Origin of the sequence: Flavihumibacter cheonanensis, assembly GCF_022352215.1 — a bacterium.
Classification (GTDB): domain Bacteria; phylum Bacteroidota; class Bacteroidia; order Chitinophagales; family Chitinophagaceae; genus Flavihumibacter; species Flavihumibacter cheonanensis.
The window spans coordinates 2,000,467-2,021,932 of sequence record NZ_JAKRWF010000001.1; the positions used below are offsets into that span (position 1 = coordinate 2,000,467).

The 21,466-nt window shown below is 44.6% G+C and carries 21 protein-coding genes; 7 read left to right on the plus strand and 14 right to left on the minus strand.

Translation table 11 applies throughout. The features are described 5' to 3' along the window. Positions 1-92 precede the first annotated feature (92 nt). The gene (gene pafA / locus MD536_RS08850; protein ID WP_239597941.1) at positions 93-1,745 is read right to left on the minus strand and encodes an alkaline phosphatase PafA; all 1,653 of its coding nucleotides are present in this window, start codon (positions 1,743-1,745) and stop codon (positions 93-95) included. Positions 1,746-1,823: 78 nt separating this feature from the next. Between pafA and MD536_RS08855 the strand changes: the two genes are divergently transcribed. Beyond that, positions 1,824-3,080, plus strand: a complete 1,257-nt coding sequence (locus tag MD536_RS08855) for an aminotransferase class I/II-fold pyridoxal phosphate-dependent enzyme (protein WP_239597943.1) — start codon at positions 1,824-1,826, stop codon at positions 3,078-3,080. 840 nt (positions 3,081-3,920) lie between these two features. Here MD536_RS08855 and MD536_RS08860 read toward each other — a convergent pair. Then, entirely contained in the window at positions 3,921-4,445 is a 525-nt protein-coding gene (locus MD536_RS08860; RefSeq protein WP_239597951.1) for a thioredoxin family protein, read from the minus strand. A 34-nt stretch (positions 4,446-4,479) separates the two neighbouring features. On the opposite strand from MD536_RS08860, the gene MD536_RS08865 reads away from it, so the two are divergent. Further along, entirely contained in the window at positions 4,480-5,049 is a 570-nt protein-coding gene (locus MD536_RS08865) for a UbiX family flavin prenyltransferase (RefSeq protein WP_239597953.1), read from the plus strand. A gap of 88 nt (positions 5,050-5,137) precedes the next feature. After that, positions 5,138-6,073, plus strand: a complete 936-nt coding sequence (locus tag MD536_RS08870) for an AraC family transcriptional regulator (RefSeq protein WP_239597955.1) — start codon at positions 5,138-5,140, stop codon at positions 6,071-6,073. Positions 6,074-6,075: 2 nt separating this feature from the next. On the opposite strand, the gene lolA1 is transcribed toward MD536_RS08870, so the two are convergent. After that, the gene (lolA1, locus tag MD536_RS08875) at positions 6,076-6,729 is read right to left on the minus strand and encodes an outer membrane lipoprotein periplasmic chaperone LolA1 (RefSeq protein ID WP_239597957.1); all 654 of its coding nucleotides are present in this window, start codon (positions 6,727-6,729) and stop codon (positions 6,076-6,078) included. Between the two features lie 113 nt (positions 6,730-6,842). Then, positions 6,843-9,389 carry a DNA translocase FtsK gene (locus MD536_RS08880; protein WP_239597959.1) on the minus strand — a complete coding sequence of 849 codons (2,547 nt, stop codon included), beginning with the start codon at positions 9,387-9,389 and terminating at the stop codon, positions 6,843-6,845. 75 nt (positions 9,390-9,464) lie between these two features. Here MD536_RS08880 and MD536_RS08885 point away from each other — a divergent pair, with 75 nt between their 5' ends. Next, entirely contained in the window at positions 9,465-11,405 is a 1,941-nt protein-coding gene (locus MD536_RS08885; protein WP_239597961.1) for a sensor histidine kinase, read from the plus strand. On the opposite strand, the gene MD536_RS08890 is transcribed toward MD536_RS08885, so the two are convergent. Genes MD536_RS08890 through MD536_RS08920 form a run of 7 tightly spaced genes read right to left on the minus strand, consistent with a single transcriptional unit; the run spans position 11,385 to position 17,480 of the window. After that, positions 11,385-11,777 (minus strand): DUF423 domain-containing protein, encoded by a 393-nt coding sequence (locus MD536_RS08890; protein ID WP_234864484.1) that lies wholly within the window; start codon positions 11,775-11,777, stop codon positions 11,385-11,387. The two genes, MD536_RS08885 and MD536_RS08890, sit on opposite strands and share 21 nt — an antisense overlap. Continuing rightward, positions 11,770-12,291, minus strand: a complete 522-nt coding sequence (locus MD536_RS08895; RefSeq protein WP_239597963.1) for a shikimate kinase — start codon at positions 12,289-12,291, stop codon at positions 11,770-11,772. Before MD536_RS08895 ends, MD536_RS08890 begins: the two co-directional genes overlap by 8 nt. Further along, positions 12,278-13,456 (minus strand): acyl-CoA dehydrogenase family protein, encoded by a 1,179-nt coding sequence (locus tag MD536_RS08900; protein WP_239597965.1) that lies wholly within the window; start codon positions 13,454-13,456, stop codon positions 12,278-12,280. The genes MD536_RS08895 and MD536_RS08900 overlap by 14 nt, the downstream gene beginning before the upstream one ends. A 35-nt stretch (positions 13,457-13,491) precedes the next feature. After that, positions 13,492-14,295, minus strand: coding sequence for an orotidine-5'-phosphate decarboxylase (pyrF, locus tag MD536_RS08905; RefSeq protein ID WP_239597967.1), 804 nt, complete (start codon positions 14,293-14,295; stop codon positions 13,492-13,494). Positions 14,296-14,315: 20 nt separating this feature from the next. After that, complete coding sequence (gene kynU / locus MD536_RS08910; RefSeq protein WP_239597968.1) at positions 14,316-15,572, minus strand: kynureninase; 1,257 nt, start codon at positions 15,570-15,572, stop codon at positions 14,316-14,318. 18 nt (positions 15,573-15,590) lie between these two features. Continuing rightward, positions 15,591-16,376 carry an SDR family oxidoreductase gene (locus MD536_RS08915; RefSeq protein WP_239597970.1) on the minus strand — a complete coding sequence of 262 codons (786 nt, stop codon included), beginning with the start codon at positions 16,374-16,376 and terminating at the stop codon, positions 15,591-15,593. 9 nt (positions 16,377-16,385) lie between these two features. Beyond that, positions 16,386-17,480, minus strand: a complete 1,095-nt coding sequence (locus MD536_RS08920; protein ID WP_239597971.1) for an Mrp/NBP35 family ATP-binding protein — start codon at positions 17,478-17,480, stop codon at positions 16,386-16,388. A gap of 96 nt (positions 17,481-17,576) precedes the next feature. Between MD536_RS08920 and MD536_RS08925 the strand changes: the two genes are divergently transcribed. The 3 genes from MD536_RS08925 to MD536_RS08935 all read left to right on the plus strand — a co-directional run bounded on the left by MD536_RS08925 (position 17,577) and on the right by MD536_RS08935 (position 19,454). Continuing rightward, complete coding sequence (locus tag MD536_RS08925; protein WP_234864491.1) at positions 17,577-18,218, plus strand: carboxypeptidase-like regulatory domain-containing protein; 642 nt, start codon at positions 17,577-17,579, stop codon at positions 18,216-18,218. Between the two features lie 5 nt (positions 18,219-18,223). Further along, complete coding sequence (locus MD536_RS08930; RefSeq protein WP_239597973.1) at positions 18,224-19,117, plus strand: 3-hydroxyacyl-CoA dehydrogenase family protein; 894 nt, start codon at positions 18,224-18,226, stop codon at positions 19,115-19,117. A gap of 157 nt (positions 19,118-19,274) precedes the next feature. Then, the gene (locus tag MD536_RS08935) at positions 19,275-19,454 is read left to right on the plus strand and encodes a hypothetical protein (RefSeq protein ID WP_239597975.1); all 180 of its coding nucleotides are present in this window, start codon (positions 19,275-19,277) and stop codon (positions 19,452-19,454) included. On the opposite strand, the gene MD536_RS08940 is transcribed toward MD536_RS08935, so the two are convergent. Genes MD536_RS08940 through MD536_RS08950 form a run of 3 tightly spaced genes read right to left on the minus strand, consistent with a single transcriptional unit; the run spans position 19,451 to position 21,455 of the window. After that, on the minus strand, positions 19,451-20,167 hold the full coding sequence (locus MD536_RS08940) for a hypothetical protein (protein WP_239597976.1): 717 nt from the start codon (positions 20,165-20,167) through the stop codon (positions 19,451-19,453). The genes MD536_RS08935 and MD536_RS08940 overlap by 4 nt on opposite strands. Next, on the minus strand, positions 20,104-20,655 hold the full coding sequence (locus MD536_RS08945; protein WP_239597978.1) for an RNA polymerase sigma factor: 552 nt from the start codon (positions 20,653-20,655) through the stop codon (positions 20,104-20,106). Before MD536_RS08945 ends, MD536_RS08940 begins: the two co-directional genes overlap by 64 nt. Beyond that, on the minus strand, positions 20,652-21,455 hold the full coding sequence (locus MD536_RS08950) for a hypothetical protein (protein WP_239597989.1): 804 nt from the start codon (positions 21,453-21,455) through the stop codon (positions 20,652-20,654). The genes MD536_RS08945 and MD536_RS08950 overlap by 4 nt, the downstream gene beginning before the upstream one ends. Positions 21,456-21,466: the final 11 nt, after the last annotated feature.

Here is a 21,466-nt window from a genome sequence, read left to right on the forward strand (position 1 = left end):
TAGGTGAGCGAATCTACAATGTATATCAAAAAAAAGCCCGGACTGTTCAACAGTCCGGGATAATTTACCCGATTACCTCAGGATTTAACTTATCATGGTCTGATTGCCTCAATGACAGTACCTACAGTTCCATTCGGCATCTGAATATGCAGCATAGCAGCAATAGTAGGAGCAATATCAGTCATATATACTTCCTTATTTGATTTTCCCGGCTTGATGTTCCAACCATACCAAACAAGGGGAATATGCGAATCGTAGGGATTCCACAATCCGTGGGTGGTACCAGTTGGCCCGCCATCAATATATTGGGGGTAGAGAACCAATTGAATATCACCACCTCGATCAGGTGCATACCCATTCGTAATCATGGTTTTGATTTTGGCCGGAAGGGTTGTTTCTTCCAGTTCAGCGATATCAAACACGCGCATTACTTCCGGTTGTTTTTCCATAAAACGAACAACTGTTTCAACCAGTTCTTCGCGGTCAAGATCCAGGCTGTCCATCACTGGTCTGTTCAGGTGAATCTGATAGTTATACATGCTGATCACCATGTTGGGATAACCGGTTTTTGCTTTAAGAATTGCATTCAGTGTATCTCTGTATTTACCATCATCAAAAGTGCCGGCAGGTATTTTATGTTCTTTCATATAAGCCGGGATATGAGCAACACCATGATCTGCCGAGATAAAAAACAGGTATTGTCCTTTTCCAATTTCCTTATCCAGGAAATCAAAGAAATCACCCAGGTCTTTATCAAGGCGGAGATAGGTATCTTCAACCTCAACAGAATTGGGGCCAAAGGAGTGACCAATATAATCAGGTGAAGACAGACTAACGGTAAGCATATCCGTAAAAGATCCCTTACCTAATTTTTCAGCTTTGAGTGCAGACTTGGCCAGTTCCAGGGTCATGGTATTCCCAAAGGGAGTAGATGAAATCGCCCCATAGTTTTTTCCAATCATGGATTTCAGATCGTAGGGGTGTGCCAATGCTTTGGCTCCCAGCGGTCTGCTTTTATAGGGTTTGTCTACTCTTTCACTGTTTACATAGGTATCTATGGGATAGAGGGTGTTCCAACCTGTTTCATAAATTTTATCCACCCATTTAGAGTCGTTGAAGGATTTTACCCAGGTTGGCAACTCATTGCGGTAATAAGTTGAAGTAATCCAGTTACCGGTGCCACCATCGTACCAGTAGGCAGCATCGGCAGTATGGCCGGCAGGAAGGATGCCTCCCCTGTCTTTAATTGCAATACCGATCACTTTTGATCTGAAATTGGTAGCAAGTTTTAGTTCATCACCGATGGTGGTGGTATGCATGTTGCGGGGACTCATCATACCTGCTTTGGAGTTGCTACCAACTGTTTGAACGGAGTTGTCTTCCACGCAATAGACGATTTTTCGCTGGCGCTGATCATACCATGCATTTCCGGTGATACCTGTAATAGCAGGTACGCTGCCCGTGTATATGGTACTATGGCCGCAGGCGGTAACAGTTGGAGCATAGGGAATGAAGGTATTTTCATTGGAAAAGCCCTGTTTCAGGAGCCGGTTGAACCCACCATTAGGCAGGTAGCGGTCCTGGTACCGATAGAGAAAATCCCATCTCATTTGATCCACTACTAAGCCAATAACCAGTTTCGGGCGGCTGATTCCGGATGCCGTCCCTGTTTTCTGTGTGGTTTGGGCTGCCAGGTTTAAACTGGCAAGTACGGCCATACAGAACACGAAGAAGCGTTGAAGCATGATACTGTTTTTTACAAATATAAACCCTTAAAAAAACTACCTTTGCGACAATTTAAAAACACAAATTATTCATAACATATGGCAGATATCTTCGAGAAGCTGGTGAAAGATGGCGGTCCGATTGGTCAGCACATGAAACGTGCGCATGGTTATTTCGCATTTCCGAAACTGGAAGGGGAACTGGGCAGCAGGATGTTTTTCAGGGGCAAAGAGCGAATTGTTTGGAGCCTGAATAACTACCTGGGGCTTGCGAATCACCCCGAAACGCGGAAGGCTGATACTATTGCTGCTGAAAAATGGGGCATGGGATATCCCATGGGTGCGCGGATGATGAGTGGAAACAGCATTTATCACGAAGAACTGGAAAAAGTATTGAGTGGATTTGTGCAGAGAGAAGATGCCATGTTGCTGAATTTCGGCTATCAGGGTATTATGAGTTGTATTGATGCACTGGTAAATCGCAGGGATATTATTGTATATGATGCAGAATGTCATGCCTGTATCGTGGATGGCATCCGTATGCACCTGGGGTATAGCTATACGTTCAAGCACAACGATATCGAAGATTGTGAAAAGCAATTACAGCGTGCTGTGAAGATGGCAGAGAAAACCGGTGGTGGTATTTTGCTGATCACGGAGGGTGTTTATGGAATGAGTGGAGATCAGGGTAAGCTGAAAGAGATCGTTGCCTTAAAAGAAAAATACGAATTCCGCATCCTGATTGATGATGCGCATGGTTTTGGAGCCATGGGACCAACTGGTGCCGGAACCGATGAAGAACAGGGCTGCCAGGCTGGAATCGACCTGTATTTTTCAACCTTTGTAAAATCCATGGGAAGTATTGGGGCATTCATAGCCGGACCAAAAGATGTGCTATCCTACCTGCGGTATAATACACGTTCGCAGATCTTTGCGAAGAGTCTGCCCATGTTGATTGTGGAAGGTATGTTGAAGCGGATGGAGATGTTAAAGACAATGCCGGAACTGCGTGAAAAACTCTGGAAAGTGACCAATGCCCTGCAAAATGGTCTGCGGGAACGCGGATTTGATTTGGGCAAGACCAACACCATGGTTACCCCGGTTTATATGAAGGGAGATGTTCCGGAAGCAACTGCCATGGTATTAGACCTGCGCGAAAACTATAATATATTCTGTTCGATTGTAGTATATCCTGTTATCCCGAAGGGGCAGATTATTTATCGTCTGATCCCAACAGCGGTACATACTGAAGAAGATATCAACCTCACGTTGAAAGCGTTCACCGAAACCAAAGCCAAGCTGGATGCCGGGGCATATAAAGTGGCGGAGATTCCGGATATGGCGGAGGCGATGTAGGGAGGTGAGACGTGAGACGGCATGGAAGATGGAGGAAAGGAAGAGGGAGAAAAGGAGAAAAGGAGGAAAGGAAGATGTGATCGCCGATGAAAAAAAGCAGTGGGTACCAGAGGTCAGGTGCCCACTGCTTTTTTGTGTTGTGGCTGAGTCAAATTGCAGTCTCTACTTGCAATAGAAGCGGCGGTTTCAGGCCTGGACTATATTCTACTGGCTGCTTCTGAAGGTGATTGTAAATCGGGGGGACTGAGCCTAAAAAACTAAAAAAAACCTTGATTGTCAGATGAAGTCCTAACTATTACATATAAGCTGATTCAGTCCATTTTTAAGCGTTGAGTGATTATCCTCAATTTTCGATACTGGTATGCTTTGAACATCAAAAATCAGTACCCTAAAGATTACCTCTTTCACTTTTCCTTTTATCCCTTCTCCTTTGTTTCCTGTTCCCTCTGTCTCACTTCTCACGTTTGACGTTTCATCCCTCTTTCACCTTTCACTTTTCACCTTTCACTTCTTCTTAAAAAAAATCCCGCCGAGAAACGGCGGGATGCACTAATCAAATACCATTAACCATTAAACCTTATCCTATGAAAATTCAAATATAAGATGTTAATGACGAAACATTGGTTGCATCCGGCAATTTTTTTTGGGGTAGCACGCAAGAAGTTGACGAAAATCAATCCTTTCTAAGTGCTTCCTTAGAAGAAAGCAGATTGATCCGTCAATTTTTGACCAGGAGAGGGTCAGTGATGAAAACCCAACTGTATAGATAGGAATATGATCAGAAACGTTGCAGGGATGTTAAAGCTATCTTGATCTTTTAATGTGTTTTTAATCTGGCAGTTACCATTTCGTCTTCAATTGCTTGTGAAATACAGGGAACGGAGTATTCGGATAGGCTTTGTCGCCAAAATACTTAACGAAGGGTTCCAGTTCTTTGGGCATCATAAATCCCGCTACTGCCTGTGGAGCCTCCCCCGGGGCCGGAATGATGACAGTGCTGGGGTAAGACAACTGCCCTCCGGTTAGGTAAATGGCAAAATCATTGGTCCGGTATTGTGGATTAAAATCAAATGTTTTTCCCATCCAATGGTAGGGAGTTTTGGCCTCCGCATCCAGCTTAACGGCATAATAATGCTCGTTCAGGTATTGCACCACTTTCGGGTTTTTATAGGTTCGTTTATCCATCACCTTACACCATCCGCACCAATCGGTGTACAGATCAATAAGAACTGGTCGCGGTGCTTTTTTGGCTGCTTCTTCTGCCTCCTGCAAACTCATCCAGCGGATATCCTTATCCGTTGTTTTTTGTGCGTTTAATGTATTGCAACTGATGAGTATGATTAAAAACCCAATAAACCTTGGCATGATTACTTTTGTTACTCTAAAATAACGAATCAAAATGCAAAGAATTGTTATTGCTATAACAGGTGCCAGCGGATCCATTTATGCTCAATTGCTGATAGAGAAGCTGCTTAAAATCAGGGATCAGTGGGATGCTTTGGGGATCGTTATGACTAAAAATGCGAAAGAAGTCTGGAAAACCGAACTTGATAATGAGTCCTTCCTGGAATATGAACAAGCCGGTGTCCGCTTTTTTGATAAATACGATTTCTCAGCCCCTTTTGCCAGTGGTTCCGGTCAATACAACACCATGATTGTGGTGCCCTGTTCCATGGGAACCCTGGGTAGAATCGCAGGAGGACAATCAGATGACCTGATTACCCGGGCTGCCGATGTTATTCTAAAAGAAAGAAGAAAACTGATCTGTGTTGCAAGGGAAACTCCTTATAACCTCATCCATATCCGGAATATGGAAACCATCACCCTGGCAGGAGGGATCATTTGTCCGGCTACCCCCTCCTATTATTCAAGGCCCCAAACAATTGAAGAACTGGCCGAAACGGTTGTGGACAGAGTACTTGACCTGGCCGGCCTAGACATACGTACATTCCGGTGGGGAAGCGATTGATTTTCTTCCGTACTTTTGAATAACCAATTCTCATAACTTGTTCAGTTTTGAATATCAGTCAAATAACTACAGACACCTGCTTTCACGCATGGCGTACGAACTAGGAGTTTCGTTACAGGGGGACACCCTGATTTATCCAAAGGAAGTTGCAACCGGATATTCAACTGTTTTTGAACTGCCTAATGGTCTTCAGGCAATTCTTTCCGAATACACGTTGAATGATCACTTTTACTTGAAACGGATGAAAGAAGCTGAAGAGTTCTATGTACTGCGCTATGAAGAGTTCCGTATTGCAGAAGAATTGACCTTGAAAATAGATGGAGAAATACTGTCTACCCGAAACGAACTTCACTCCGGTGTTTATCTCACAAGTTCTTTATTTGATCTCTCCTACTTTGGAAGAAAAGGCAGTCACAACAAGAGTATAAACATCACTTTTAACAAAAACTGGTTAGCCGATCATTTGCACATTAAAGATCCTGATGAAGTACTGTCGACTTATTTGCAACTAAAAACGGCTTCCTTTACAATGGAACCTATAGACAATGAATACCGGCGCTATTTCACAGAAATACTCCAGTCTGAACAGGATAATCCGTTGCGCATTGCAACTATACAAAACAGGATCATGCTCCTGATTGAGCGATTCTTTTCCCGGCTCTATGAACGAAGCAAATCTGTTTTAACCAGCCCCAAAATATCACGTCACGATATTCAGCAGCTGATGCACGTGGAGTCTTTATTAACAGCAAATGTTGAAACCCGTCCGCCTACTATAGACCAACTCGCACAGGCAGCTGCAATGAGTTCCGCCAAACTGAAAAAACTATTTAAAGAAGTGTACGGAACCAGCATCTATGCTTATTACCAGAAGCAACGCATGCAAATGGCAAGGGACCTGCTGTTACGTGGCGATTATTCAGTTAAGGAAGTAGGCCTGCAAATTGGATATTCCAATCTCAGCAATTTTGCTGCTGCGTTTAAAAAGGAATTCAACTTACTGCCGAGTGAGATCAGGGCCTGAGTTTATCTCAGATCAATCTCTTCTACTCCGGGATATTTTTTCTTATCGAATACAAACTGTGCATCCGGAATCACCGCTTTCCCATTAAAGTTTGATACTGTGTACGTGTAGACGTTACCATTCTTTTCCAGGATTTTAGCGCTGAAAATAGATTTCTGCGCTTTGTCAACCAGCAGATATACTTTATGAAAAGCCTTGGATTTGTCAATGGGAGTAAGCTCTATTTCCTGCATCTGGCGATTCCCCACTTTCTTCTCCCCATTTAATTTGTACAGGAAATCTTTATCATAGAAATTGGTAAATAATTTCTGAGGAGTCAGTGAATTTTGTCCGCCTTCCATTTTAGTGATGGTCACTTCATTAGCTCCTTTATCATAGGTCCAAACATTTGTTCCATCACTGTAAATTTCCTGTCCGGATATATTCACACGATACTTACCACCTTTCATAAACACAACACCGGATTTTTCTCCCTGCACTTTTCCTTTTCCATCTTCCACTTTCAGGGTAAAACCGGATTGTACGGCCTTGAATGTTTTGAATTTTGCACTCACCCCATCCAGGATCTGCTTGGCGGCAGGATCCGACTGTGCCTGGCTGATGTTAACAGAACCAAAACCTATCAATAATGCTACGAGTGTTAAAATTTTATTCATGTACTCAAATTAAAAATAAGTTGCAAAGATAATTATTTGACAATGGTATAGACTACAATTAAGATGCAGGGATTAAGCGACAGGTTGTCTTTAAGCCGTTTTTAACAGAAAGGCTACATATTGGTTAGGAATTCTTCCAATTCATGCTCAGTTTTGATCAGTACTTCGCGGGCTTTACTCCCCAGATTGGGGCCCACCACCCCGGCTGCTTCAAGTTGGTCCATCAATCTACCCGCCCTGTTATACCCCAGTTTCATCCGGCGTTGAAGCAGGGAAGTAGAACCAATCTGGTTGGCAACAATCAGTCGGGCTGCCTCCTCAAAAAGCGGATCCTTATCCCCCAGGTCAAAATCTTTTCCTTCCATGTCTTTTTCATCCACGTATTCCGGCAGTAAAAAGGCCTGAGGATATCCCCGCTGATTTCCAATAAAATCAGTCACTTCCTCCACCTCAGGGGTGTCCACAAAGGCGCATTGCAATCGGGTAAGCTCTCCATTATAGGAAATCAGCATATCCCCTTTCCCGATTAACTGCTCAGCTCCTCCGGCATCCAGGATGGTTCGGCTGTCAATTTTAGAAGACACTTTAAAGGCGATCCGGGCAGGGAAGTTGGCTTTAATGGTACCGGTGATAATATTTACAGATGGGCGCTGGGTTGCAATGATCAGGTGTATACCTACCGCCCTGGCCAATTGCGCTAAACGCGCGATGGGCATCTCCACTTCCTTACCTGCTGTCATAATGAGGTCGGCAAACTCATCTATCACCAATACTATGAAAGGCAGGAACTGGTGGCCTTTTTGCGGATTTAGTCTGCGCTTAATAAACTTCTCATTGTATTCTTTAATGTTTCGGGTGCCCGCTTCCTTGAGGAGATCATAGCGGTTGTCCATCTCAATACAAAGCGCATTGAGGGTATTGATCACCTTTTTGGTATCTGTAATGATGGCTTCCTCTTCTCCAGGCAGCTTGGCCAGAAAATGATGCTCGATCGTTCTGTACAGGCTCAATTCCACCTTCTTCGGATCCACCAGCACAAATTTTAGCTGAGAGGGATGTTTTTTATACAGAAGTGATACCAGGATAGCATTCAATCCTACTGATTTACCCTGTCCGGTTGCACCCGCCATCAGGAGGTGGGGCATACTGGCCAGGTCGACAATAAAGTTTTCATTGTCGATTTTCTTACCAATAGCAATAGGCAGACTGAAATTGTTATGCGTGAATTTTTCAGAGCTGAGCAGGGTTTTCATGCTCACCACGGTCTTTTTCACATTGGGCACTTCAATACCGATGGTGCCTTTTCCGGGTATCGGTGCTATAATTCGGATGCCAAGGGCAGCCAGGCTCAGCGCTATATCATCTTCCAGGTTTTTGATCCGGGAAATACGAACTCCGGCAGCCGGTACGATTTCATAGAGTGTAACCGTAGGACCAACAGTGGCACTGATTTTCTGGATATGAATATCGTAGTTCTTCAGGGTGTTAATGATCTGGTTTTTATTCATCTCCAGTTCTGCCGGATCCTGAACAATTTTTTCACTTCCATGAGTTTCAAGCAAATCCAGTCCCGGATATTTATAATCTCGCAAATCCAGGGTTGGCTCATATGGAGGTAGTTCATCCGCTTTAACCATATCCTCTTCGGTTTCCTCAGATAGTGGTTGTGATTTTATTTCAAGAGGAAGATCTTCCACCGGTTGATTTTTTTTCACCGGGGGAGCTATAACAACCGGGGGCTTCACTTCATGGATTGGCTCGGGCTCGGGTTCTGCTTCAGGGGCTGGTTCGGGGGTAATTTCAGCAACGACCTCTTCTTCCTTTTCAATAATGTCAAACGGAATCATTTCCTCCTCTTCCACCGGCGGCACTACCACCACACCACCTTTTTTCTTCAATCCATTTTTAGAAGCGAGGGTTTCATCAACCAGTAAACGGGCACCGGAATCCTCCACTTCTTCTTCCTCATCAACTGGCAGCGGTGGAGTTAGGGTATCATTCTGGGATTCGGGTTGTTGATTCCTGGTTGGCAGTTTGGGAATCTTGGGCACATCAAACTGCGGGTTGAATCTCCAGATGAAATAGGCGATCCCGCCCAACAACAAAATAGCTGCCGTTCCGATGGTTCCGAGAAAACTGGTCATCCATTTGCTGATCATGTTTCCTACTGCACCACCCCAGGCAAAACTGCTGGATCCTGAAAAGAAGGCAAGGCTAACGCTGAAGTATAATAGTCCCACTAACACATACCGGATATTCCGGCTTACCCGGAAAAGTTTTTTGCGAAAAAGCAGGTTGGCGCCCAGTACAAAAAACAAGCTGCAGATAAAATAAGAAGCCAGGCCAAATCCCTTGTAAAAAAAGAAATGGGAAACCCAGGCGCCGAGTCTTCCAAGCAGGTTGGCCACTTTAATATCCTCCGCAAACAGGAAATAGCTACCGCCGCGGAAAACCTTGTCCTGATCCGCCTTCCAGGTGAACAGGTAAGAACTGAAGGCTATGAAAAGAAAGATGGCCAGCAAAAGGCATACTGCACCAATAATCTTCAATGTTCGTTCATCCTTTACCAGCGTTTTCATTTCAACCTGCTCCTCTTTATCAGGTCGCAGATCAACTGCATCGGGACGTGATTTTTTTCGGGTCTTCGCCTTATTCGCCATAAACGCAAATATACATGCTGAGCAGGCTGGAAATAAATTGTATTTTGGCACATCCAACAGGGAATCGAGCTGCTCATGACCATACAAACCAAACCAACCATCCTGAAAATCTGCCTGCTATTTATGTGGATGCTGTACAGCAGTTCAGCGGCTCTGCTGGCGCAGCAAAAGCCGGGATGGGATACCATTAAAACCAGTGAGGTAAGATTTTTCAAATCCATTCAGGTGGAAACAGGGCTGTATGTAGATAATCAGGGGAACCCGGAAAAAGAAGCAGTGAACAGCTTACCTGATTTACAACCAGTTGGATCCAACTTCACAAAGAGAATACCGAGTTCATTTGTTGGCAAACCCGTCTACCTGCAATTCACCTTAAAAAATGACCTGGATACGGTTACCAATGTTTATTTTTTGCCAGGTATGTATTTCGAAGACATCGATTTATTCCGGTACAATAGTAAAACCAGGCAACTGGAACCAGAGCCAGAATATCCCGGGGAAGGGATATTTGATCCCAATGTGGTGAGCAAACTGATACTGCAGCCAGGCGAGACAGCAACGTATGTTACCAAACTGGCTTTTATCAAAACCACCATCAACACCATCACCCCTACGTTGAGTTTTGAGCATTTTCTTCCATCCCTGTTAACCGAACTGCAAAATGAGCGCAAGATCAATACCGTGATTTCCTTCCTGGTATGCGGTATTATGCTGATGATGATTTTTTATTCCCTTGCTGAATTTTACATCAACAGGAACCGGGTATTCCTGTATTATTCCGCGTATGCGATTCTGCTCGGGGTTATGTTCTTTTTCAAGGCCTACCTGTTCAAAACCCCGACAGTTTCGAATTATTTTTTTGAATCGTATTTTGATTTCATACTGCAAGCCGGCGGCACCCTGTTTTACTTCATGTTTCTCCGAAAATTTACACAGTCGGCCACCGAGTTTCCTCTCTTGAATAAAGTGTTACTGATCCAACAGGTTATAACCATTTCGGGCATGCTGCTATTTACCATACTTCACTTTTTCACCGATCTTTTCCATATCCAGAACCTGGTAGAGAATATCGTGAAATATGCCTGGTCAGCCTGCACCGTTTTCTTTATCATTTTTGCAGTGGTCACCCGTCATCACTTACTGACTTACCTTGCCATAGGACATTCTTTTCTGTTTGCAGGCGGATTGCTATCCCTTTTCCTGATTAACTCCACCTACCGGTTTAATCCCTACCTGGGCTCACTGGTGAACGATTCCCTGTTCTGGTATGAAATGGGGATTCTGTTTGAACTGATGTTTTTCCTGATTGCCCTTTCTTATAAAAACAGGCTCGATATTTCTGCAAGGGCCCGTGAAAAAGAAAGGCTACTGCTGGAGTATGAAAAAAGTGCGATTGAACGAAAAATGGCTGTGCTTGCTGCCAAACAGGAAGAAAGAAACCGGATCTCTGCAGATATGCACGATGAACTTGGATCCGGGGTTACTGCCATCCGGTTAATGAGTGAACTGGCAAAAACCAAATTAAAAGGGCATTCAGTGCCTGAACTGGAGCGGATCTCCAACTCAGCCAATGATCTTATCAGTAAAATGAATACCATCATCTGGACCATGAAAAGCTCCAATGATACGGTAGACAATATGATCGCTTATGTCAGATCTTATGCTGCAGAGTTTTTTGATACCACAGAAATTCGTTGTTATGTAGAATATCCTGAACAACTACCCGCTATAGAAATGAGTGGAGAAAAGAGAAGAAATGTTTTTTTGTGCATCAAGGAATCTCTCAATAACGCACTCAAACATTCAAACGCTACAGAGGTACGCATCCTTTTTAAAATTGGTCCCCACCTGGTTATTCAAATTATTGACAATGGCGTTGGTGTCCAATCGATCAATATATCTGAATTCAGCAACGGACTAACGAATATGCGCAAACGAATGGAGTCCATTGATGGTCATTTTGCCATCCGGAATGAGAATGGAACCACTGTAACGTTAAGCATTCCGCTTCAATAAGGCAAGGAAAAGAAAAATCCAGCCAACTACCAGGAATACCCCTCCAATGGGAGTGATCAGTCCCAACTTAGAAAGGCCGACAGTATCGGTAGCTTTCAACAATGTTAACAGGTATAGAGATCCACTGAACAAGAGGATACCGACCAAAAAACACTGTGCGGCTCTTCTTAAATGGGCAGACTGAACATGCATCGCAATCAATCCGGTAGCAAGCAAAGCAAACACATGATAAAAATGATAACGGACTCCGGTATCAAAGGTGGTTACAGTTTCCGGCGGAACGAGTTGCTTGAGTCCATGTGCTCCAAATGCACCAAGAATAACTGCCAGTGCACCCAGCAGGGCAGCGCTGGATAGTATTGATTTACTCATGAATTATTGCTGCTTTAATCTGATCAAGAGAGAGTTCTTCTTCGTGCAAGGCGAGATGCGCCTGCTCGTAATACATTTTCCGGTCGTGCAGTTTCTTGATGATAAAGGATTTCATCTCCTCATCAGGAATATCTTTCAGTAAGGGGCGATGTTTTTTCTCTTTAAGCAATCTGTCAATCAATACCGGTGTAGCAGTATTCAGCCAGATCACTTTACCATGCTCCTTCATGTAATCAATATTTCCAAAGAAACAGGGAGTACCCCCGCCACTCGAGATCACAAAATCATCATGGCTTTCGGTCAGGTTAATCAGTGTATCTTTTTCAAGCAGGCGAAAATACTCCTCTCCTTTTTCTGCAAATATTTCAGTGATGGGTTGGCCTTCTCTGAAAACAATTACATCATCCAAATCAAAAAAGGGGATATTCAGGGAATCTGATAGTTTTCTTCCCCAATGCGATTTCCCGCTTCCCATAAAACCAATCAGATAGATTTTCATATTAACTGAATGCATTCAGTCCGGTTACATCCATACCGGTTATTAATAAATGAATATCATGCGTGCCTTCGTAGGTGATCACACTTTCCAGGTTCATCATATGCCGCATCACACTGTATTCTCCTGTAATGCCCATTCCACCGAGCATCTGACGGGCATCCCTGCAAGCCTGGTGTGCTACTTCACAACCGTTGCGTTTTGCCATACTTACCTGGGCTGGCGTAACCTTGCCCTCATTCATCAACACTGCTACTCTCCAATTCAATAATTGTGCCTTGGAGATTTCAGTGATCATTTCAGCCAGTTTCTTTTGTTGCAACTGAAAACCTGCAATCGGCCGGTCAAATTGTACCCGCTCTTTTGCATAGCGGAGTGCTGTGTCATAACAATCCATTGCTGCTCCTATAGTGCCCCAGGCAATACCGAAACGAGCTTTGGTCAAACAACTGAGCGGGCCTCTCATTCCTTTCACATTGGGAAGAATATTCGCCTTTGGAACTTTGACGTTATCAAACACCAGTTCTCCAGTGGCTGAAGCCCTTAGACTCCACTTGCCATGCGTAGTAGGCGTGCTGAATCCTTCCATACCTCTTTCTACAACCAGTCCGTGTACAACTCCCTCTTCATTTTTTGCCCAAACCACCGCGATATCAGCAAAGGGTGCATTTGAGATCCACATTTTTGCTCCATTCAGGATTACATGATCACCCGCATCTTTGAAATTGGTAAGCATGCCGGATGGATTACTACCATGATTGGGTTCTGTTAATCCAAAACATCCCAGCCATTCACCACTTCCCAGTTTAGGCAGGTATTTTTTACGCTGCTCTTCATTTCCATATTCATAAATCGGAAACATCACCAATGAACCCTGCACTGAGGCAGTAGAGCGAACCCCACTATCTCCTCTTTCCAATTCCTGCATCATCAATCCGTAGGAGATGTAATCCAGTCCACCTCCTCCATATTCCGCCGGAATAGTGGGACCAAAAACACCCAATTCTCCCATCTGCTTTACAATTTGGCGGGGAAACTCAGCTTTCTGTGCATACTCTTCAATGATCGGAGAAATTTCCTGTTTCACATAATTGCGAACCGCATCGCGGATCATTTTGTGTTCCTCCGTCAACAAATCATCCAGCTGCAAATAATCGGGAGATTGAAATAGGTCCTGGGCCATGGCATCGTTTATTTTATCTTACTAATGTAATCAGTTTACAGTAAATAGTTGCTCATCTCTGCCTGGTATTGGCTTGCGATGATGCGGGCTTCTTCCGCGAAGTCTTCTTTTTCGGAAGCATAAATAATGGCTCTGCTGGCATTCACTAAGAGTCCCGCATCTTTATTTAGTGCTTTCTCTGAAATCTCACGCAAACTGCCTCCCTGTGCGCCAACACCCGGAACCAGGAAAAAATGATCCGGCAACCAGGACCGGATGGCACTGAATGCTTCTGCCTGGGTAGCTCCCACCACAAACATCAGGTTACCCGGATTTCCCCAGGAAGCGACTGTCTTCATTACTTTTTCATAGAGGTATTCAGCACCCATCTTTTGCCATTCAAAATCGGCAGCCCCTTTATTACTGGTTAGTCCCAGTACGATGGTCCATTTGTTGTCATATTCCAAAAAGGGTTGCACACTATCGGAACCCATATATGGCGCAACAGTGATCGCATCAAAAGGAAGTGTTTCAAAAAATGCTTTTGCATATTGCGAACTGGTATTCCCAATATCACCTCTTTTGGCATCCGCAATCTTCAGGTGTGTGGAAGGAATGTAGTGCACGGTTTCTTCCATGATCTCCCAACCGTGGGGCCCCATCGCTTCGTAAAATGCAGTATTGATTTTATAACTTACGCAAGTGTCAAGAGTAGCATCAATAATGGCTTTATTAAATGCAAGTACTGCATCTGGTCGTTGCTTTAAATGCGCTGGAATTTTATCCGGGTCCGTATCCAATCCAACACACAAATAGGATTTTTTCTTTTGTATCTGCTCAACCAGTGATTGCCTGTTCATGAGCACGAAGATAAGAAGGATTAGCCGCCCAGCACTTGGGCAAAGCGCCAGATTTCTTCATATCGGTTATATAAAGGCACAGGTGCCAGCCTGATTACATCTGGTTCCCGCCAGTCGACAAAAAATCCTTTCCGGGTCAGTTCATCGAATAATTCCCTGCCTCCCTGTTTTACCAACAGTGATACCTGGCAACCCCGCGCAGTGGCAGCTGCAGGTGTCAGTATGTGGAACTTTCCCGGATTTGCTTCACTGATCTGCTCTAACAGAAACCGGAGATAAGCAGCCATCTGTTTTGCTTTTTGTAAACAGGAATCAAATCCGGCAGTTTCAAAAATTTCAAGAGAAGCGCGAAGGGATGCATACAAAATTGGCGAAGGGGTGCTGAGTTGCCAGCCCTCTGCAGACTCCATGGGCACAAAGCCTTTTTCCATTTTGAAACGCGTATTCTTTTCATAGCCCCACCATCCTGCAAAGCGATTAAGGGTTTTATCCTGGTGATAACGCTCATGAATAAACGCAGCGCCAATAGCACCCGGACCACCATTCAGGTATTTATAATTACACCAGCAGGCGAAGTCAACCTTCCATGCATGGAGTTGGAGTTCACTATTACCAGCCGCATGCGCGAGATCGAAACCCACTTTTGCGCCTACTGCATGGCCTGCACGGGTGATTGCTTCCATGTCGAAAAGTTGCCCGGTATAATAGTTTACGCCGCCCCAGAGAACCAGCGCCAACTCCTCTCCTGTCTGCTGAATAGCTGCAAGGATATCTTCCTGATGAATGGTTACTTCTCCAGTACGCGGACTCACTTCAATCAATACTTCTTCCGGATCATAACCCAATGCTTTGATATGTGTTTCAAACATATACTGATCACTCGGAAAGGCTTTGGCTTCACAAATGATCTTAACACGTTTTCCTTCAGGCCGATAGAAGCTTACCATTAACAAGTGCAGGTTTACGGTCAACTGGTTCATCACCACCACTTCACTGGGATGCGCACCCACGATCTTTGCAAGGGGGCCCACCAGGTGATCGTGGTAATTCAGCCAGGGATCATCCCCCATGAAAAAACTTTCCACACCATGCTTAGCCCATTGGTCGAGCACTTTCTGAATATAGGGTCCAGTGTTCTTTGGCTGAAGGCCCAGGGAGTTACCTAGAAAATAAACCTGTTGCTGTCCATGCTCTTCCGGAATGATAAACTGCTCACGAAAGCCCGCCAACGAATCAGCAGCATCCAGTGATTGCGCATATGATAATTCTAAATTCATAAATCATACTTCATACTTCTACAGGCTTCCCGTGCGGCCACCATCAACCGGAATACTTGTACCTGTAATATAAGCTGCAGCCGGACAAGCCAAAAATGCCACCAATGCAGCTGTTTCCTCTGCTTTTCCAAAACGCTTCAGCGGAACCTCTGCTGCCATGGAACGTTCCTGTTCTTCAACAGTTATGCCTTTATCAGCAGCCAGGCTTTGGGCCAGACTTTTTAATCTTGCAGTGGAAGTAAATCCTGGTAATACATTATTGACTGTAATTCCGAACTGTCCCAGTTCATTTGCCATGGTCTTTGACCAGGAAGCAACTGCACCCCGAATGGTATTGGAAACGCCCAGGTTATTCAGGGGAATCTTAACAGAGGTGGACACGATATTGATGATTCTGCCATAGCCCAGTTTTTTCATTCCCGGTACAACTGCCTGGGTTAACAACTGGTTGACCACAACATGTTGCTGAAAAGCATGCAGAAACTGGTTGGTATCCGCATCGATGATGGGTCCGGGTTTTGGTCCACCTGTGTTGTTTACCAGGATGTTGATGGTGTGCTTCATTAGAATTTCTTCTATCGATTTCTTAACCTCATCCGGACTGGAAAAATCAGCCACAGCGTAACTGTGCTGTTGCCCTTTGGAAGTATCGAGTGAATAGACTGCTTCCTGCAATGCGACTTCATTTCGGGCCAGTAAAATACAGTTTGCCCCCAGCAGGGCGAGTTCCCTGGCAGCAGCCAAACCAATGCCCTGGGTGCTTCCGCAAACCAGGGCAGTTTTATTTTCAAGAGATAATTGCATGCAAATGGATTAGGCTACTACTTCAATCACGCGGGTGGCTTCAAGACTGGCATTGCGCATTGCGATGCTGCGTGCTGCGAGTCCGGCAAAATCAGAAAATGCGGACTTTGTAACTTCATCATCTGTCATCATAATCGGCATTCCCTTATCACCCCCTTCGCGAATGGATTGCACCAGGGGAATTTGTCCCAGGAAGGGGATATCATATTCCTCAGCCAGCTTTTTACCACCTTCCTTACCAAAAATATAATACCTGTTATTAGGCAATTCTGCGGGTGTGAAATAGCTCATGTTTTCAACAATACCGATGATGGGTACTTTGATTTGCGCCTGGCCAAACATAGCGATTCCTTTTTTTGCATCTGCAAGGGCTACATCCTGTGGAGTGGTAACTACAATTACTCCTGTAACGGGTACCGTTTGCATAAGTGTAAGGTGAATATCACCTGTTCCGGGAGGCATGTCGATCACCAGGTAATCCAGTTCATCCCAGAAAACATCTGTAACAAATTGTTTGATAGCACTGCTGGCCATTGGTCCGCGCCAAACCACTGCATTTTTCTCATCCACCAATAAACCAATGGACATCAATTTAATGCCATAGCGCTCCAGAGGGACAATCAAGCCCTTCTCTCCGCCTGCCATCATTTTCGGGCGTTCACCACGAACCCCAAACATAATAGGAACACTTGGTCCGTATATATCTGCATCCATCAGTCCAACTTTAGCGCCTCCCTGGGCAAGTGCAAGCGCCAGGTTAGCAGAAACAGTACTTTTTCCGACCCCCCCTTTACCACTTACAACTGCTATAATATTTTTTACTTTAGGCAAAATCTGGCCGGGATCTGTTCTTTTACTGTTGGTATTGGCAGTAAAATTCACCTGCACATTGGCCTCTTTATTCACCAGCAAACGAACCGCATTAATGGCTGCATTGCGCATCAGATCCTTCATCGGACAAGCCGGGGTGGTGAGCACAATTGTAAAACTTACCTCATTTCCATTGATCTGCACATCTTTAACCATGTTCAGACTCACGATATCACTGCCCAGATCAGGCTCCTGCACATTTCCAAGCGCTTTTAATATGTCTTCTTGCGTCATTATTTATATGTATTGATTGGGAATTTTAGTGCAAAATTAACCAATGCGGTCGGTAAATTGTTGAAGCTGATATATTGATATCCTATATTTGGCATAATGAAGCGAATTCTACCACTTGTCATAATAAGTTTTTTTTGCATCTGTAAGCAGGCTTCCGCGCAGTTTGAAACGATGAAAGACTCTGTAGTGATGCTGTATGGAGTTGTGATGACGGCTGATAGCCTGGATGGTATTCCGGCAGTGAGTGTCAGCATCAAAGGAAGCGGTCGCGGTACTATCACCAATGACCAGGGTGTGTTTTCCATCGTTGCATTAAAAGGAAATATTATTGAATTCACCAGTGTGGGATACAAACCCAAAATAGTGGAGATTCCAAGAAACCTGGAAGGCAATCAATTTAGCATCGTTCAGTTAATGGTAGTTGATACGCAATACCTGCCTGCCACCATCATCCGGCCAAGGCCAACCCGGGAACAATTTGAAAGAGACTTCGTCAATATGCAGGTACCGGATGATGACCTGGAGATCGCAAGGAAAAATACCAATGAACAAACCCGCAGGGCTTTAATGAACATTTTACCTGCAGATGGTAAAGAAGCCGCGAACTATGCTTTGCGTCAGCAGGCAACCCGCTATTCCTACCAGGGAACTACGCCTCCCATCAACCTGATGAATCCGATGGCCTGGGCTGAATTTATCAAATCCTGGAAAAGGGGTGATTTCAAACGAAAAAACTAGCGTGTATGTTTAATCAGATTGCTGTCATTGGTGCAGGCACCATGGGAAATGGTATTGCACATGTTTTTGCGCAACATGGATTTAAGGTAAACCTGGTAGATCTCAATCCAGAACAATTGGAAAAAGCGCTTGCAACGATCCGTAAAAATCTCGAAAGGCAGGTAGCCAAAGGAATCCTTTCAGAAGCAGATAGTCAGCAGGCAATCAATAACATCACCACTACATCCGGATTGGGAGAAGGCGTCAACAGGGCAGATCTCATCATTGAAGCAGCTACAGAAAATATTCAGTTGAAGCTATCCATTTTCAGCGAGCTTGATAAACTGGCTCCTGCGAATGCAGTATTGGCCACCAACACTTCTTCTATTTCCATCACCAAAATAGCGAGTGCGACCAGCAGACCAGAAAAGGTGATTGGTATGCATTTCATGAACCCGGTTCCGGTTATGAAACTGGTGGAGGTAATTAATGGATATTCCACCGAAAAGAAGATTACTGAACAAATTGTGGAGCTTAGTAAAAAGCTGGGAAAGGTTCCGGCAGTTGTAAATGATTACCCGGGATTTATTGCCAACCGGATTCTTATGCCCATGATAAATGAAGCAATCTATAGTTTATATGAAGGCGTAGCCGGGGTGGAAGAAATTGACACCATCATGAAATTAGGTATGGCCCATCCAATGGGTCCCCTGCAACTGGCAGATTTTATCGGTTTGGATACCTGTCACAGCATTTTGCAGGTGCTACACGAGGGACTCGGAAATCCCAAATATGCTCCCTGTCCCCTGCTGACCAATATGGTAACGGCTAAAAAACTGGGGGTAAAGTCCGGAGAAGGGTTTTATCTCTATACACCCGGTTCCAAAGAATTGGTGGTTCATCCACGATTCAGACCCTGATTTATACAGTTTACTGATTCCTGTTGCGATTTAATCGCCATTTCTGCTGTTTCATGCGGGAATTTAAGCGATTAGTCGGATTTGCCTTGTTTATTGGGTGGTTTCCCACCAATTTTACATTCTAATTATTTACCAGGATATCATTAAACCTTTGATCATGAAACCGGTTACCGCTGCAAGTCTTCTACTAACAATCCTACTGGCTACCGGGGTTACAGCCGGGGTCAAGTCGGATTGTTCAGGTAACCAACGTTGCATAACAAAAACGTCCAAGTCTATCCAGCCGAAAGAAGTTGAAATGCTTGAACTTTCTGCATTGAGTGTGTTGGTGTATTAAGTACTATCCTTTTTCTCTTTTGGCGGCACAATCCGGTAATCATCGGGACGAATTCCTTTGATACCGGATGGACGTTTTCTACCCCCTGCTGAATCGGGCCGCAGGTTATCAGGTTGCTTTATAGTTGGTTCTGCAATTATCTCGGGCTTAGTTGCTTTCACTTCAGGTGCAGCAGCATCCAGCACTGGTGGTGGTTGCAAAACAGCAGCAGAGTCCGGCAATGGGCTTTGTACAGCACCAGGATCAGGGCTAGTACTCTTATTACTGTCAGTTATTACGGGAGACGAGGACTCAGGAGAAGAGGGCCCTGGAGGAGATAGTCCCGGTGCAGTTGGTAATAATTCAGTAGAATCAACCGGCTGGTTAGTAACCGGAACAATTTGTTCAACAGGAAGCTCAGGTTTTTTTATTAGGTAAATCAATACAGCAGCAATAACTGCCAATAAGAGGAGCCAGCTCCAGCCTTTCCAGCCTGCAACCGGACTGCCACCCTGTGGACCCGGATCACCGCCGAAATCATTATCATCTGTAGGCAGTTCTCTGTCCAGCTCTGTGCTAATGCGCTGCCAGATGGAATCAGCCATTTCCGGTAAAGGAGGAAGTTCACCGAGTTTACGGGCGATCAGCTCTTCGTATGGAAAGGAGGCATTCATGATAGATGCACCTGCTGTAATTTTTGAATGAGGAATTTTCTTGCTTCGCTGAGGTGCCATTTACTGGTACCCTCGCTGATAGCTAATTTTTCAGCTATCTCCCGATGGTTATAACCATCCACTGCGTATAAGACAAAAACCGCATGCGTAGCTGGTGGCAACTGCTGAATCATGGTCATCAGTTCCTTTGCATTCAGTTGCTCTATCGCGGCATTATTGATATTGGGGGCTGCAACTGTTTCATATTCCAGCTCCATTTCCTGACTGAACTTTGATCTTGCCTTAATATGATCCAGGCCTTCGTTAATGACGATTCTGCGCAACCAGGTTTGGAAACTGGCAATGGAAGAATCAAAGGATTTTATACTCTTGAATACTTTAACGAAGGCCTGGCTCACAATATCGGCAGCGTCTGCATCATCCCTGGAGTAACGTTGGGCAATCACCATCGCATAGGAATAGTATTGCCTGTACAGGTATTCCTGTGCTTTCCGGTTGTTGGCAATACAACCATCAATTACTACCTGTATGTCCAGGGTTTCGGTCAACGACTGCTCAAATCTTTTTGCTGCTTTAAAAGTAAGGAAGAGGAAGCAGCTGCCAATATCATTTTGTAGGCAGGATCCAGATCATTAACCATCCATACCTGGTTGTCCAGCAGATCCACAACACCCACCACTCCATCTTCAAAACGAATTTCATATCCGGCAAAAGTGGGACCGCCCAGTACTTTCTGCTCTTTCCCTTTTTTATTGGTATAGGAACCAATTCTTAAGGTTTCAATAGTAAACTGAACATCCCCATTGGTAAGGTATCCCTGTTCCTCAACCATTTCTCCTCTGCCCTCTTTGTGTACCATAACCAATTGCCAGGGCTCGGGTTGTTTTTCAGATACCAGCATGATGGCCGCTGAAAAAGCATATTGTAAATTGGTAGTAGCGGCTACCTCACCCCAGCGAGGATTACGGTTTTTAAATACCAATTGTTTTTCACTTAATTTCTCCAACGCAAATACAGCTGCTTTTTCTTTACCATTTTCAATGGTGAACTGTAGTTTGCTTCTCTCCTTTAGGCTACGATTGTCGGTATTGATATCGAACACTTTCAGGATCTGGTCTTCCGGGCGAAAACTGATCCGGCTGGCCTGCCAAACCGAACTGAAATCCCAGCCCCGCTTAACGGGACTGGTTTCATATTCGCCAAAAGTCAGGGTCTGGTTGATCATCCATCCATTTACACCTTTCACTTTCATAGCTGTTGCAGCCTTTTCAAACTCACCGGGTACAGCCACTTTAGCAGCACTGCAGGATAACAGCAACACCCAACCGAACAGTATCAGATATTTCATAAAGAAGTTTA